Source organism: Mannheimia sp. E30BD, from assembly GCF_041807785.1.
Taxonomy (GTDB): Bacteria; Pseudomonadota; Gammaproteobacteria; order Enterobacterales; family Pasteurellaceae; genus Mannheimia.
In genome coordinates this window covers 40,314-53,991 of the sequence record NZ_JBGTYX010000008.1, presented here as the reverse complement: position 1 = coordinate 53,991, position 13,678 = coordinate 40,314, and the positions used below count along the sequence as shown (strand labels likewise).

The following is a 13,678-nucleotide window of genomic DNA, read 5'->3' as shown; positions in this document are numbered from 1 at the left end:
TTTTATCGCTTTTTATCTAAAAAGAGGTACAATAATTTCAAATAAATTTGAACATTTAAACTTTTTTCATAATTTTTAACTTTATAGGAGAACTAAAATGATTAAAGGTGTACAAATCACTAAATCAGACAATAGCAACTTATTAAACTCTTTTTGGTTATTAGATGAAGCTAAAAACGAAGCTCGTTGCTTAGCGGCTAAAGCTGGCTACCAAGAAGATCAAATTGTTGCCATCAGCGAATTAGGCGACATCGCATACCGTGAAGTACCGGTAAATGTTGCACCAACTATCAAAGTGGAAGGTGGTCAGCACTTAAACGTGAATGTTTTACGCCGTGAAACATTAGAAGATGCTATTCAAAACCCAGAGAAATATCCACAATTAACTATTCGTGTTTCAGGCTATGCAGTGCGTTTCAACTCACTAACTCCTGAACAACAACGTGATGTGATTACTCGTACTTTCACTGAAAGCCTATAATAACAGCTTTTAATATGAAGAAGCACCCAATGGGGTGCTTTTTTGTTGCTTGGTAGAGAATAACAAGCGGTCAAAATACTGGTTAAATTTACAAAAAAATTTAAATAAAGTATTGACACTGTTTTTTTGCACAGTAAAATAACCTGTATAAAAAGACAGATAGGGGATCTTACAATGGCTTCATTAAAACAAATTTCAGCACAAACGGCATCTTATCAACCAATTCCACTTTATCGGGATTTTAACAGCAGTCGTTCTGTAAAACTTGATCTTAATTCACTCTGTATTAAACGCCCAACAGACACTTTTTTATTCACGTTAAAAATCCTAATTTAATTGCGTGGGGAATTGAACTGGATGATTTACTGATTGTAGAAAATACCGATCAATATTTAGTGAATGATTTATTGGTACTAGAAAAAAATGGCGAATATAAATTCTATCAATTCTTTAGTGAGCTTGAAAATGCACAAGGTGTGAATGAAAAAATCCTGTTTTCATTAAATGTAAGCGAACCAAATTTGAGAATTACTGACTGGAATGAGATAAGAATTTCCGGTGTAATTACCAATGTAGTACATCAAATGCGTACCCGTGGAGCATTTACACAAAGTAAACAGCGTGCAGCATAAAATAGAAAATAAAATAAGGACACTCATTTAGTGTCCTTATCAATCTTTAATTAAATTACTCGGCGAGATTGGGTATAAGTTCTTGACCAGTAACGCTCCGATAATGAACTTGTCATTACTCCACGGCTTGTGCTAGCGTGGATAAATTTCCCATTACCGATATAAACACCAACATGGTGGTTTTTACGGAAGAAAACTAAATCGCCCGGGCGTAAATCTGATTTTGAAATAGAACGTCCAATATGACGCTGTCCTGCGGTTGAACGAGGCATATTTTTATTGAATGCTTTCCCCATTACCTCACGGACAAAAGCAGAGCAATCAATGCCCGCTTTGGTTGTGCCCCCCATACGGTAACGTGTGCCAACCCAGTTACGATAAACACTATTAATACGATTACTGTTACTCGCAGTTTGTTCTGCACGAGAGGAATGTTGAGGGCGGTTTGTTGAGATAGAAGATTTAGATAATCTTTCTGCTTTACTTGCAACAATTTGATTTGGCGTTGCTGGTTTTGTACTTAAACTCGCAACAGCAATAGAAGAATAACTACCAAAAACAGCTAAAATGGAAGTGATGAATAACGGTTTTAGGGTTACTGCAAAAAGATTTTTTTTCATAATTAATATCTCGTCTCGCCAGAACAATTACAGCGGTTTATTCCTTACTTAGGATCTTCAAAAGATCAGAACAATATACAAAGCAAAAGTCTGGATTGCTCCAGACCGACATCTAAGACCAGTATAACCTATTTTAGTTCCAATGTGCGAAGAAATTTTATTTCATCTGCCCAAATTTCAGGCAAAACTGTTTCTAAAATAAGCGGAACACAGTCAAATTTTGAATTTTGCATAATAAATGCAAAAACTTCTGTGCCAATTGTGCCTTCTCTTAACGTATGATGTCTATCTACTCGGCTACCTAATGGCGTTTTCGAGCCGTTTAAGTGCATTCCTCTTAAATAATGAAAACCAACCGTTTGATTAAAATCATCAAATACCATCTCACTTTTTTCATAACTGCTAATATCGTAGCCAGCCGAAAATAAATGGCAAGTATCCAAACATACCCCTACACGGCTTTTATCTTCTACTTGCTCGATAATTTTTGCTAAATGGTCAAAATGCCATCCCAAATTAGAGCCTTGCCCTGCTGTATTTTCAATGACAGCTACTACATTTGGCACTTTCTCAACTGCGATATTAATCGATTCTGCAATTCGAGCTAAACAATCTTGTTCAGAAATTTGCTTTAAGTGCGAGCCAGGGTGAAAATTCAGCAATTTCAAACCAAGTTGATTCGCTCTACTCATTTCATCAATAAATGCGGTGCGAGATTTTGCTAACGCTTCTGCTTCTGGATTGCCTAAGTTAATTAAATAACTATCGTGTGGCAAAATTTGCTCTGCTGAAAAATGATGTACGGCACAAAATCGCTTAAATTTTTCAATGGTCTCTGCCTTTAATGGCGGAGCTTGCCACTGACGTTGATTTTTCGTAAATAAAGCAAAAGCATTAGCACCAATTTCTACTGAACGTAGAACCGCATTCTCTACCCCACCCGAAGCACTAACGTGAGCCCCAATATATTTCATTCTGTCCTCTCTGATGTTCTGTTATACTAATACGACTTTTATTTACTTATTTAATATTATGAGCGAAACAACCATCAACGATTTTTCACTACTTTGCCGCCTATTTGGCAATTTATTTTACCGTAACCCAACCGATCCAATTCTCGCTGGCACATTTAATTGGCTTACACAGGGCGGATTACGCCAACATTGGGCATTAAGCACAGATACCCAAAGCGAAAATGCCCTAACTATCTTGCAAAAGAGTGCTAACCCTACGCAATTAGAAGCAAGCTATCAAGCACTTTTTACAGAAAATGGAGCTATTGCTACAACAATTTCTGCCTATGGGTTATCAGTTGAAGATTTTGTTGCCTTCCGCCAAGAGCGAGCAATGCCCGCATTAGAGAATGTAGATCACGTCGCATTATTACTTTTAACTGCCTCGTGGATGGAAGATAACCTTGACTCCACACTTGCACAAAAAGCACTATTTGAACGCTTTTTACTCCCTTGTGCTAGTCAATTTTTAGGCAAAGTAGAAGCCTTTGATAGCGGTTTTTATAAAGCTCTCGCTCAATTAACCCGTGATGCCTTGAGTGCAATGGCTGATGAGCTTGAAGAAGACGAGCAAGAAGCAGTAGAATAAATAACCAATTCAACTAAGAGAATTTGGATATAAGGATTTGGATATGAAAATAGCAAAATTAGGTTTAACTCTTTCGCTTTCATTCATTTTAACTGCCTGTGCTTTAACACCTGAGCAGCAAGCAGAACGCAGAGCGAAACAAGTAAGATCGGAGCAAGATTTGCAAGTGCAACTGGCAAAACAGTGCGATGTTGAAACCGCAGAATTGCTACACCAGCAATTTAATCCGCCACTTAGTCAAACCGAAAAAGAAGCAGCCGCATTTAAAAAGCGTTATACTGAAAAAGTGAACGATCCAATGTTCCAAGCCTGCTATAAAATGGCGTGGCAAAACTATAAGTCTCAACAAGAACTCGAAGAAATGCGTTGGAACTACGAGAGAGAAATGTATTGGGGCAGTTGGGGTGGCTGGCGTTATTGCTACTACTGCTGGTAATGAAAATACAAGCGGTTCTTTTTCGTGAATTTTTGCAAAAACTTGAGAAAAATGACCGCTTGTAAAGATAATATTATTTTGCGTTTTGCTTAGCCCAGTTTAAGAAATGTTTTTGCGTTTCTTTATCTGCTTTTTGGAATAAAAGTTGTAATTCAGCTACTGAAACTTTATTCGTATCAACAACAATTTGCCCTTTTGCCTCAAGCGGTTTAGCTGCGAATTTTTCGACAGAAGCAATGTTTTTACCTAAATTATATTTGCTCAAATTTTCTTCTACACGAGTACCTGCTAAAAATCCCTCTCCTTTTAAGAAATCTTGTTTGTGGCTAATGACTTTTCCAGAGTCGGTTTTAATCGTTACTGTTTGGTTCTCTCTAAATTTACGCAGATCTAATTTTGAATTTAATCTCGGTGCTTCTAATTTAGCATTCTCTGCTGTGCCTTGAAAGGTTAAAATCATTTGATCCGAGGTAAAAAAATCACCCTCAACTGTACCGCCAACTTCCACAACAACTTGATGAGTTTTATTTTCACTGATTTGTACTGAAGTTGTGCCTTTTTTTACACGTTGTCCGTCAAAGGCTAGAATTTCAACCATATTGGAGGAACTTAATGTACCTGCTACGCTCATCGAGCTTACAACTAAAGCTGCTGCCGTTAATGCCATCTTAGTTAATTTCATTTCAAACTCCCAAAATAATTTAAGAAACAAAAAAGACTTTGCCTATCCTATGCTAATTTGAGTAAAAATAGCAATGTTTTATTTGATTTGTTATCGAATTTGCTTATTATAGGCGTAATTTATTTAACTGGAACAAACTATGAGTGATGAACAACAAAGTGCAAATATAGGCGTAAACACAACAGAAAAATCAGAGAAAAAATCTATTTTGCATACTTTATTCGGCAATCTTTTCCAAAATGAACCGAAAAACCGTGAAGATTTAGTCGAAGTTATTCGTGATTCCGCCGAAAATGAATTAATTGATAGTGATACAAAAGAGATGATTGAAGGCGTGATGGAAATCTCTGAACTTCGTGTTCGGGATATTATGATCCCTCGCTCTCAAATTGTCTTTATTGATGCTAACGAGCCATTAGAGAGCTTTATTGATGTCATTGTTGAATCTGCTCACTCTCGTTTCCCTGTTATTCGCGGTGAAAAAGATACCATTGAAGGCATTCTTCATTCTAAAGATTTACTCAAATATTTACGTTCTGATTCCGAACCGTTCAATCTGCAAGAAATCCTTCGCCAAGCAGTGATCGTGCCTGAAAGTAAACGATTAGACAGAATGCTAAAAGAGTTCCGCTCTGAGCGTTTTCATATGGCGATTGTGGTGGATGAATTTGGTGCAGTTTCAGGCTTAGTGACCATTGAAGATATTCTTGAACAAATTGTGGGCGATATTGATGATGAGTTTGATGAAGAAGAAGTTCAGCCAATCCGTCAGCTTTCAAGGCATACTTATGCGGTGCTACCACTGACCGACATCAAAAAATTCAATGACTTTTTTGCTACCAACTTTAACGATGAAGAAGTAGATACCATCGGCGGCTTAGTGATGAAAGCCTTTGGTTACTTCCCGAAACGAGATGAACAAATTGAGTTAGACGGCGTTGGTTTTAAAGTTACTTCTGCCAATAGCCGTCAGTTAATTCAATTGCGAGTGACACTTTCTGATGAACAGTTAGAAAAAATGGAACAACACTCGCAAAGCGAAGAAGAATAACACTATTTGATTTCAAAAGGCACGTTTAGGTGTGCCTCTCTTATTTAGTGAGAACTATGAATTTTGCAAAAAATCCTTCAATTTTGACCGCTTGTATCATTGCTCTTTTACTTGGTGCAATCGGCACTTTCGCCTACTCTCCTTTTGATATTTGGCTTCTTGCCTTTGTTTCTGGTGCAGGCTTAGTTTGGGCTGCCACGCTGAATCAAAGAAAAACGGCACTATGGGCAACATTTGCTTGGTCTATCGGTTATTTCTGCACGGGCGTGAATTGGGTGTCTGTGAGTATGACTCAATTCGGCGGTGTACCTGTGGTGGTCAGCTATATCGCTGTTTTCCTACTCGCTTGCTATTTAGCGATTTATAATGTGCTGTTCAGCTTTCTTTCATACAAATTCAAGCTGAATAATCCGTTTGCTCTCGCCGCCATTTTCAATTTTACCGAGTATTTGCGTGGCATAGTGTTTACGGGTTTCCCTTGGCTACAATTTGGCTATAGTTTAATTGACAGCCCTTTCGCTGGTATTGCACCAATTTTAGGGGTAGAAGGATTAACTTTTCTTGTAATAGTAGCAAGTGGCTATTTAGTCCAAATATTAAAACAAGAGAGTGAACCACTTAAATCACTTGCCTTACTAGCGGTCATTTTTTCAATAAGTTTTGCAACTCATTTTCTTAACTTTGTGCAAATTGATGAAGAAAAACAGTCGCTTGTCGTCAGCCTTGTGCAAGGTAATATTGAGCAGAAAATGAAGTGGGATCCGCAACATTTCAATTTTAGTGTGAAAACCTACGAGCAACTCGTTCTTCCACATTTAGGTAAAAGTGATGTGATTATTTTGCCTGAATCGGCAATTCCTGCCCTTGAAAATCAAATCGGGGGAATTTTGGGAACATTGGATAATCTCTCTCGTCAAACGGGCAGTGAGATTATTATCGGCACGCTCTATGAAAATGAAAAAGAGGAATTATTTAATAGTGCCGTACTATTGGGGCAAAATAAGCCTTATGGCTTACACGCCAGCGAGCGTTATAACAAACACCATCTCGTGCCGTTTGGCGAATATGTGCCGTTTGGCTCGGTGTTAGATTGGATGCGAGAAGTCTTTATTCTGCCTATTAATCTTTCACAGGGTGATTTTATTCAACGCTCAATGACAGCAAAAAATAACCGTTTTAATATGGCGATTTGCTATGAAATTATTTTTGGTAATCAGGTTCAACAAAACCAAAAAAGCCAAAATGCGGATTATCTCTTAACCATTACCAATGATGCCTGGTTCGGTTCAAGTATCGGCCCTTGGCAGCACTTCCAAATGGCAAGAATGCGCGCGTTAGAACTTGGTAAACCACTTGTTCGGTCTGCGAATACAGGGATTACCGCCGTAGTTGATCACAATGGGCAAGTTACCCATCAACTTCCGCAATTTACGGCTGATGTATTGACTTCAACCATTCAGCCAACCAAAGGCGATACACCTTTTAAACAATTTGGCATTTGGTTGATTTATGGATTGAGCTTAATCAGTTTAAGCGTAAGCTTCTTGATGAGAAGAAGATAAAATAACCCCCTTAGAATAATTTTCTAAGGGGGTTATTTTCATCTATTAGCCCAAATCTTTTAATAGGTTAGCCATTTCAATCGCCACCATTGCACACTCTTCGCCTTTATTACCTGCTTTAGTACCTGAACGCTCAATCGCTTGTTCTAGGTTTTCAACTGTTAAAATACCGTTGATAATCGGCACGCCGGTTTCTAACGCTGTAGTGCTAATCCCTTTTGCTGATTCATTTACTACCACATCATAGTGGCTGGTTGCCCCACGCACTACCGCACCTAAACAGATAATGGCATCATATTTTCCGCTTTGTGCCATTTTTTTCGCTGCAATAGCAATCTCTAATGCACCCGGCACCCAAACTGTGTCGATATTTTTTTCTTCAACACCGTGACGAAGTAGTTTATCCGTTGCACCGTTTAATAGCTGATCGATAAAGATTTTGTGCCAATTTGTTGCTACGATACCGAATTTTAAGCCTGTTGCAACGTAGTTGCCTTGAAATGTTGCCATTTTTGTTTCCTTCTATGAAAATAAATTATCCTGCAGGGGCGAAAAATATTTCGCCTCTTTATCTTTTGAATTGATACATTATTCAAAATTAAACATATGTCGCATTTTATGTTGTTTAACTTTGAGATATTCTAAATCGTGTTCGTTTGGTTCAACCATAATTGGCTCACGAGCCACCACATTTAAACCTTGCTCAATAAGCCCTTCGATTTTTGCAGGATTATTAGTGAGCAAGCGAATCGACTTCACGCCAAGTTTTTCGAACATTTGAGCCGCAATGTAGTATTCACGTTCATCATCTTTAAAGCCGAGAGCCAAATTGGCCTCCACCGTATCCATTCCCCTGTCTTGCAATTCATAAGCACGTAGTTTGTTGATTAAACCAATACCCCGCCCTTCTTGGCGTAAGTAAAGCACAACACCTCTGCCTTCAGCCTCTACTTGGCTCATTGCAGCGGCAAATTGTTGTCCGCAATCGCAACGTTGAGAGCCAAACGCATCGCCTGTTAAACATTCTGAATGAATACGGCATAATACATTTTCGCCATCGCCAATATCGCCTTTTACCAGTGCAACGTGTTCTTTGCCAGACAAAGTTTCAACAAAGCTATGAGCTTTAAATTCGCCGTGTTTAGTTGGCATATTCACAACCGACACCATATCAACTAAGCTATCGTGTTTTCTACGGTATTCTTGTAGCTGCTGAATGGTAATAAACGGCATATTATGTTCTTTCGCAAAGGCTTGAAGTTCAGGCATTTGCATCATTGTACCGTCTTCCGCCATAATTTCACAACAAAGCCCTGCTGGTTTTAAACCCGCAAGTCGAGCCAAATCCACCGTTGCTTCGGTATGACCGTTACGCACCAATACCCCACCATCTTTAGCAACTAATGGGAAGACGTGCCCCGGACGGCGGAAATCTTCTGCTTTTGCATTTTCATCTAAGATCTTCAAACAAGTTAAAGAACGCTCAAAAGCTGAGATGCCCGTGCCAGTTTCAATATAATCAACCGAAACCGTGAACGCTGTTTGATGATTATCTTTATTGACCACTACCATTGGATGAAAATCTAATCGCTCCGCAATCTCGGAGGATATTGGCGTACAAATTAAACCTTTGCCATATTTCGCCATAAAGTTAATATTTTCTGGTGTTGCAAATTCTGCTGCACAGATGAAATCACCCTCGTTTTCACGATCAGCATCATCACTCACTAAAATAATTTTACCTGCGGCAATCGCTTGGATAGCCTCTTCTACAGTTGAAAATTTAAACATTATTTATCCTTAAAATCCTGCGTTTTTTAGAAAATCGCTTGTCAGTTTACTTGGAGAATCTTCAGGCTCTTTTTTCAATAAAAACTGTTCGATATATTTCCCCACAATATCGTTCTCTAAATTGACAAGGCTACCAATTTTCTTTGAGCCTAAATTCGTTTCCTTAATAGTATGTGGAATAATCGATACCCTAAATGAGTCTTCATTTACATCAACTACTGTTAAGCTAATGCCATCAATGGTAATTGAACCTTTCTCAATAATGTAACGCAACAATTTTGGCGAAGCCTTGATGCGATACCAAGTAGCATTATCCGCTGGGGTAATTTCAGCAACTATGCCTGTACCATTAATATGTCCAGACACAATATGTCCACCAAAACGCCCGTTTGCTGCCATTGCTCGCTCAAGATTAACAGGGCTGTTCAGGCTTAATTCGCCAAGCGAAGTACGTTTTAGCGTTTCCGACATTACATCTGCGGTAAATTGCTCTTTCGTAAAAGAGGTTACCGTTAAACAAACCCCATTTACCGCAATGCTATCGCCTAATTGCACATCAGTAAGTACTTTTTTCGCTTTTACCGTAACAACCGCAAATTCGCCTTGCTTTTTTATTTGTGCAATTTGACCAACTTCTTCGATAATACCTGTGAACATTTAAACTATTCTCCGATTTACTCCCAATTTAGTCTGAGAGCTGTTTTATCTTATTATTCCCCTCTCCCGTAAACGGGCGAGAGTAAGGGAATTTCAATTTAATTATGAAAAAAAGCTGTTTCATAATCCAACAAAATATCTTCCCCGATCAATTCGGTAGATTTTAGATGTAATTTGACCGCTTGTGCCAACTCGCCAATTCCCTCGCCACCAATTGGCGTTTTCGCCTCTTTACCGCCAACTAATTTGGGGGCAATATAACAATTCACTCGGTTTACGCAACCTGCTTTTAAAGCACTGAAATTCAGACTTGAACCACCTTCAATTAACAAACTGTCAATGTGCATTTCGCCTAGTTTTTGCAAAAGATCGAGCAAATCTACCCGCTTGTTATCTGCTTTAGTAACCACAATTTCCACACCAAACTGTTGATATGCTTTATGCGTTTTCACATCTTCGTTCACTGTTGCGATCACTGTGTGGTATTCTTTCGCTGTTTGCACTAATTTACTCGCTAACGGTGTTCTTAACTGGCTATCACAGATAATTCTGACTGGCTGTTTCGCATTCGGCATTCGGCTGTTGAGCATTGGGTCATCAGCCAACACCGTTTCAACACCCACCATAATTGAGCTGTATTGGTGGCGAGTTTCCTGTACTTTTGCTCGAGCTTGCTCGCCCGTAATCCACTTTGATTCGCCTGTGCTGGTGGCAATTTTGCCATCTGCCGTCATTGCATATTTCAGCAAAACATACGGGCGTTTGGTTTGAATGTAGTGAAAGAAAATCGGGTTTAATTCATCACATTCTGCACGCATAAAATCTTCAACGACTTCCACCCCAGCTGCTCTAAGCTGCTCTGCTCCTTTGCCTGAAACAAGTGGATTTGGATCACGAGAGCCAATAAATACCTTTTTAATGCCTCGCTCAATTAAAAGATCAGAACAAGGTGGCGTTCTCCCGTGATGGCAACAAGGCTCAAGCGTGACATACGCCGTAGCACCGGTAAGCTCTTCGTTACTATTTAAAATCGCATTACGTTCAGCGTGCCAATCCCCTGCTTTTTTATGATAGCCTTCGGCAACGATTTTTCCATTTTTCACAATCACACAGCCCACAAGTGGATTAGGATTTGTCCAACCTTGAGCTTTTTTCGCAAGTTCAATGGCGTAAGCCATATATTGAGCATCATTCATATAAATTTTTGATAAATTGAGGGCGTGATGAAAGGATTATTTCCATACAAGCGGTCATTTTTGCTCAAAAATTTGCAAATTCCGCTGATGAAATAATGAAGCCTTGAAATCTTACGATCTCAAGGCTTGCAAAAAAGGAACGAAAAACAACCGCTTGCACGGTGCTTTTATATGATAACCTCTTCTTCCATCCAGACTATACTGTCGGTACCGGAGTTTCACCAGTTCCTGCTCAACCTTTTTCGTTTCGCTCGCGGACTTTACCGCCGATCGGGAATTTCACCCTGCCCTGAAGATTAAAATTGGTAAGAATTCTGCTCGCATTCGGCATTTATGTCAAGCAAGAAATTGAGCAAATTGCTCTGGTTTTAACAATTGATTAAATCGTCATCATCTACTGTTTAAGCCTGCCGAGTTTTTTTAATATAAATCAAATTTTCCCTTGTTTTTCCCAAATTCGTCCTCATAATGGGATAACGATATTTTAGATAGAGAGAGCAAATTTATGGCACCAAGAAAAAAGAAAGCGATTGAATTACCCCTACTTCCATTGCGTGATGTAGTGGTATTCCCTTATATGGTTATGCCGTTATTTGTAGGTCGTGAAAAATCAATTCAAGCCCTACGTTCGGCGATGGATTCGAATAAGCAACTGTTTTTAGTTACTCAGCAAGACCCGAATAAAGAAGATCCAAGCAAAGAAGATATGTATTCTGTTGGCGTAACCGCTAACATCATTCAAATGTTGAATTTGCCAGACGGTACAGTAAAAGTGCTGGTTGAAGGGCAAACTCGTGCCAAAATTGAGCAAATTTACGATGATGAAAATGGCTTCTGGGCAGCAATTCAGCCTATTTATTCTGAATATGATGAAGACAATGAAGAATTAAAAACCATTGCTAAAACAACCTTAACCGAATTTGAAAATTACGTTAAAAATAATAAGAAAATTCCGGCAGAAATTATTCCTAAACTGCAAAAAATTACGCTGGAAGATCGCTTAGCCGATACGATTGCCTCTAACTTAATTGCCCCTGTGAAGAAAAAACAGGAATTATTAGAGCAACCAAATCTCATCGCTCGTTTTGAAGCCTTATTAATTGCGATGGCAACGGAAATGGATACCCTTGAAACAGAAACTCGTATCCGTAACCGTGTGAAGCAACAAATGGAGAAAAACCAGCGTGATTACTATCTCAATGAGCAAATCAAAGCCATTCAGAAAGAATTAGGCAATGGTGATGATGTTGAGCAAAGCGAATTAGATAAGCTCAAAGAAAAAATTGATGCGGCTAAATTACCAACAAACGTAAAAGAGAAATTGGATAATGAATTTAAAAAGCTAAAAGCAATGCCACAAAGTTCGTCAGAAGCAACAGTTGTGCGTACTTATATCGACTGGATTTTACAAATGCCTTGGCATAAAAAATCAGCGGTGAAGAAAGATTTAGCTAAAGCACAGGAAGTTCTGGATAAAGACCACTACGGTTTAGAACGAGTGAAAGATCGTATTGTGGAATACCTTGCGGTACAAAGTCGTTTAAATAAATTAAAAGGTCCAATTCTCTGTTTAGTTGGTCCTCCAGGTGTGGGTAAAACCTCACTTGGACAATCTATTGCGAATGCCACAGGGCGTAAATACGTGCGTATGGCGTTAGGTGGTGTGCGTGATGAGGCGGAAATTCGTGGTCATCGTCGTACTTACATTGGATCAATGCCAGGTTCTCTAATGATGAAAATGGCGAAAGTTGGCGTTCGTAACCCACTGTTTTTATTAGATGAAATCGACAAAATGGCTCAAGATATGCGTGGCGATCCAGCCTCAGCGTTGCTTGAAGTGCTGGACCCAGAGCAAAATAAAGCCTTTAACGACCATTATTTAGAAGTGGATTACGATTTATCTGATGTGATGTTTGTGGCAACCTCAAACTCAATGAATATTCCACCAGCGTTGTTAGACCGTATGGAAGTCATTCGTCTTTCAGGCTATACCGAAGATGAAAAAATGCACATTGCTCGTGATCATTTACTGGCTAAACAGCAAGAAAATAACGGATTGCAAGAGGGCGAACTCACTGTCGAAGATAGTGCAATTTTAAGCATTATCCGCTACTACACCCGTGAAGCCGGCGTGCGTGGGCTTGAACGTGAAATTGCAAAAATCTGCCGTAAAGCGGTAAAAGCCTTAGTGCTAGATAAAAAATTGAAATCGATTACGGTTTCTGAGAGCAATATTGAAGACTATTTAGGTGTAAAACGCTTTGACTACGGCAAAATGGATAGCCAGAACCGCATTGGGGAAGTAACAGGTTTAGCGTGGACAGAAGTAGGTGGTGATTTATTAACCATTGAAACTGCTTCTGTAGCGGGTAAAGGTAAATTCTCTTACACGGGTTCATTAGGCGATGTAATGAAAGAATCTATCCAAGCGGCAATGGTGGTGGTTCGTTCTCGTGCAGATAAATTAGGGATTGCCGAAGACTTCCACGAAAAACGTGATATCCACGTTCACGTGCCAGATGGAGCGACACCAAAAGATGGTCCAAGTGCTGGTATTGCGATGTGTACTGCATTAATTTCAAGCCTAACAGGTAACCCCGTTCGCAAAGAAGTCGCAATGACTGGTGAAATCAGCTTGAGAGGTAAAGTATTACCTATCGGCGGTTTAAAAGAGAAATTACTCGCAGCCCATCGTGGCGGTATTACTACTGTGATTATTCCGAAAGAGAATGAAAAAGACTTAGAGGAAATTCCAGAAAATGCAAAAGCAGCATTAAGTATTCACGCAGTGGAAACGATTGATGAGGTGCTGGCAATTGCCCTTGAAAATCCGTCACTGGGAATTGAAGTGATGCCAAAAGATGTGCTACCAAAAACGACGATTAAGGTGAGAAAATCACGTGCGAAAGCGGTAGTTCAATAATCTCAGGGCAGTTCACACTGCCCTATGGTAATAAGCTAACAAGCG

13 protein-coding genes, 1 pseudogene and 1 riboswitch are annotated in these 13,678 nt (G+C 39.3%); of the genes and pseudogenes, 7 read left to right on the top strand and 7 right to left on the bottom strand.

Annotated features, from left to right (window positions below; translation table 11 throughout):
• Positions 1-97 precede the first annotated feature (97 nt).
• Positions 98-481 carry an autonomous glycyl radical cofactor GrcA gene (grcA, locus tag ACERCG_RS06785; RefSeq protein WP_373611293.1) on the top strand — a complete coding sequence of 128 codons (384 nt, stop codon included), beginning with the start codon at positions 98-100 and terminating at the stop codon, positions 479-481.
• Between the two features lie 174 nt (positions 482-655).
• Positions 656-1,113: pseudogene (locus tag ACERCG_RS06780) on the top strand (LexA family protein).
• Positions 1,114-1,163: 50 nt separating this feature from the next.
• Here ACERCG_RS06780 and ACERCG_RS06775 read toward each other — a convergent pair.
• A complete protein-coding gene (locus ACERCG_RS06775) occupies positions 1,164-1,733 on the bottom strand; it encodes a C40 family peptidase (RefSeq protein ID WP_373611292.1) in 570 nt (189 codons plus the stop codon).
• Positions 1,734-1,861: 128 nt separating this feature from the next.
• Positions 1,862-2,707, bottom strand: coding sequence for a deoxyribonuclease IV (nfo, locus tag ACERCG_RS06770; RefSeq protein WP_373611291.1), 846 nt, complete (start codon positions 2,705-2,707; stop codon positions 1,862-1,864).
• Positions 2,708-2,765: 58 nt separating this feature from the next.
• Here nfo and ACERCG_RS06765 point away from each other — a divergent pair, with 58 nt between their 5' ends.
• Both ACERCG_RS06765 and ACERCG_RS06760 read left to right on the top strand, forming a co-directional pair.
• A complete protein-coding gene (locus tag ACERCG_RS06765; protein ID WP_373611290.1) occupies positions 2,766-3,335 on the top strand; it encodes a molecular chaperone in 570 nt (189 codons plus the stop codon).
• Between the two features lie 43 nt (positions 3,336-3,378).
• Complete coding sequence (locus tag ACERCG_RS06760; protein ID WP_373611289.1) at positions 3,379-3,771, top strand: hypothetical protein; 393 nt, start codon at positions 3,379-3,381, stop codon at positions 3,769-3,771.
• Positions 3,772-3,844: 73 nt separating this feature from the next.
• On the opposite strand, the gene ACERCG_RS06755 is transcribed toward ACERCG_RS06760, so the two are convergent.
• The gene (locus ACERCG_RS06755; RefSeq protein WP_373611288.1) at positions 3,845-4,453 is read right to left on the bottom strand and encodes a DUF2057 family protein; all 609 of its coding nucleotides are present in this window, start codon (positions 4,451-4,453) and stop codon (positions 3,845-3,847) included.
• Between the two features lie 139 nt (positions 4,454-4,592).
• On the opposite strand from ACERCG_RS06755, the gene corC reads away from it, so the two are divergent.
• Both corC and lnt read left to right on the top strand, forming a co-directional pair.
• A complete protein-coding gene (gene corC, locus ACERCG_RS06750; RefSeq protein WP_373611287.1) occupies positions 4,593-5,504 on the top strand; it encodes a CNNM family magnesium/cobalt transport protein CorC in 912 nt (303 codons plus the stop codon).
• A gap of 56 nt (positions 5,505-5,560) precedes the next feature.
• Positions 5,561-7,066 carry an apolipoprotein N-acyltransferase gene (gene lnt, locus ACERCG_RS06745; RefSeq protein ID WP_373611286.1) on the top strand — a complete coding sequence of 502 codons (1,506 nt, stop codon included), beginning with the start codon at positions 5,561-5,563 and terminating at the stop codon, positions 7,064-7,066.
• Between the two features lie 45 nt (positions 7,067-7,111).
• Here lnt and ribH read toward each other — a convergent pair whose 3' ends face one another.
• From ribH to ribD, 4 genes are all read right to left on the bottom strand, one after another.
• Entirely contained in the window at positions 7,112-7,576 is a 465-nt protein-coding gene (gene ribH / locus ACERCG_RS06740; RefSeq protein ID WP_373611285.1) for a 6,7-dimethyl-8-ribityllumazine synthase, read from the bottom strand.
• Between the two features lie 78 nt (positions 7,577-7,654).
• Positions 7,655-8,857 carry a bifunctional 3,4-dihydroxy-2-butanone-4-phosphate synthase/GTP cyclohydrolase II gene (locus ACERCG_RS06735; protein WP_373611284.1) on the bottom strand — a complete coding sequence of 401 codons (1,203 nt, stop codon included), beginning with the start codon at positions 8,855-8,857 and terminating at the stop codon, positions 7,655-7,657.
• 9 nt (positions 8,858-8,866) lie between these two features.
• The gene (ribE, locus tag ACERCG_RS06730; RefSeq protein WP_373611283.1) at positions 8,867-9,514 is read right to left on the bottom strand and encodes a riboflavin synthase; all 648 of its coding nucleotides are present in this window, start codon (positions 9,512-9,514) and stop codon (positions 8,867-8,869) included.
• Positions 9,515-9,612: 98 nt separating this feature from the next.
• A complete protein-coding gene (gene ribD / locus ACERCG_RS06725; protein WP_373611282.1) occupies positions 9,613-10,710 on the bottom strand; it encodes a bifunctional diaminohydroxyphosphoribosylaminopyrimidine deaminase/5-amino-6-(5-phosphoribosylamino)uracil reductase RibD in 1,098 nt (365 codons plus the stop codon).
• A 175-nt stretch (positions 10,711-10,885) separates the two neighbouring features.
• A riboswitch (FMN riboswitch) is annotated at positions 10,886-11,011 on the bottom strand.
• 204 nt (positions 11,012-11,215) lie between these two features.
• Here ribD and lon point away from each other — a divergent pair.
• On the top strand, positions 11,216-13,633 hold the full coding sequence (lon, locus tag ACERCG_RS06720) for an endopeptidase La (RefSeq protein ID WP_373611281.1): 2,418 nt from the start codon (positions 11,216-11,218) through the stop codon (positions 13,631-13,633).
• Positions 13,634-13,678: the final 45 nt, after the last annotated feature.

What these genes read in the sequence shown, in the direction of transcription:
- grcA (WP_373611293.1), top strand. Translation starts at nt 98, where the DNA reads ATGATTAAAGGTGTACAAATCACTAAATCAGACAATAGCAACTTATTA.
- ACERCG_RS06775 (WP_373611292.1), bottom strand. Translation starts at nt 1,733, where the DNA reads ATGAAAAAAAATCTTTTTGCAGTAACCCTAAAACCGTTATTCATCACT.
- nfo (WP_373611291.1), bottom strand. Translation starts at nt 2,707, where the DNA reads ATGAAATATATTGGGGCTCACGTTAGTGCTTCGGGTGGGGTAGAGAAT.
- ACERCG_RS06765 (WP_373611290.1), top strand. Translation starts at nt 2,766, where the DNA reads ATGAGCGAAACAACCATCAACGATTTTTCACTACTTTGCCGCCTATTT.
- ACERCG_RS06760 (WP_373611289.1), top strand. Translation starts at nt 3,379, where the DNA reads ATGAAAATAGCAAAATTAGGTTTAACTCTTTCGCTTTCATTCATTTTA.
- ACERCG_RS06755 (WP_373611288.1), bottom strand. Translation starts at nt 4,453, where the DNA reads ATGAAATTAACTAAGATGGCATTAACGGCAGCAGCTTTAGTTGTAAGC.
- corC (WP_373611287.1), top strand. Translation starts at nt 4,593, where the DNA reads ATGAGTGATGAACAACAAAGTGCAAATATAGGCGTAAACACAACAGAA.
- lnt (WP_373611286.1), top strand. Translation starts at nt 5,561, where the DNA reads ATGAATTTTGCAAAAAATCCTTCAATTTTGACCGCTTGTATCATTGCT.
- ribH (WP_373611285.1), bottom strand. Translation starts at nt 7,576, where the DNA reads ATGGCAACATTTCAAGGCAACTACGTTGCAACAGGCTTAAAATTCGGT.
- ACERCG_RS06735 (WP_373611284.1), bottom strand. Translation starts at nt 8,857, where the DNA reads ATGTTTAAATTTTCAACTGTAGAAGAGGCTATCCAAGCGATTGCCGCA.
- ribE (WP_373611283.1), bottom strand. Translation starts at nt 9,514, where the DNA reads ATGTTCACAGGTATTATCGAAGAAGTTGGTCAAATTGCACAAATAAAA.
- ribD (WP_373611282.1), bottom strand. Translation starts at nt 10,710, where the DNA reads ATGAATGATGCTCAATATATGGCTTACGCCATTGAACTTGCGAAAAAA.
- lon (WP_373611281.1), top strand. Translation starts at nt 11,216, where the DNA reads ATGGCACCAAGAAAAAAGAAAGCGATTGAATTACCCCTACTTCCATTG.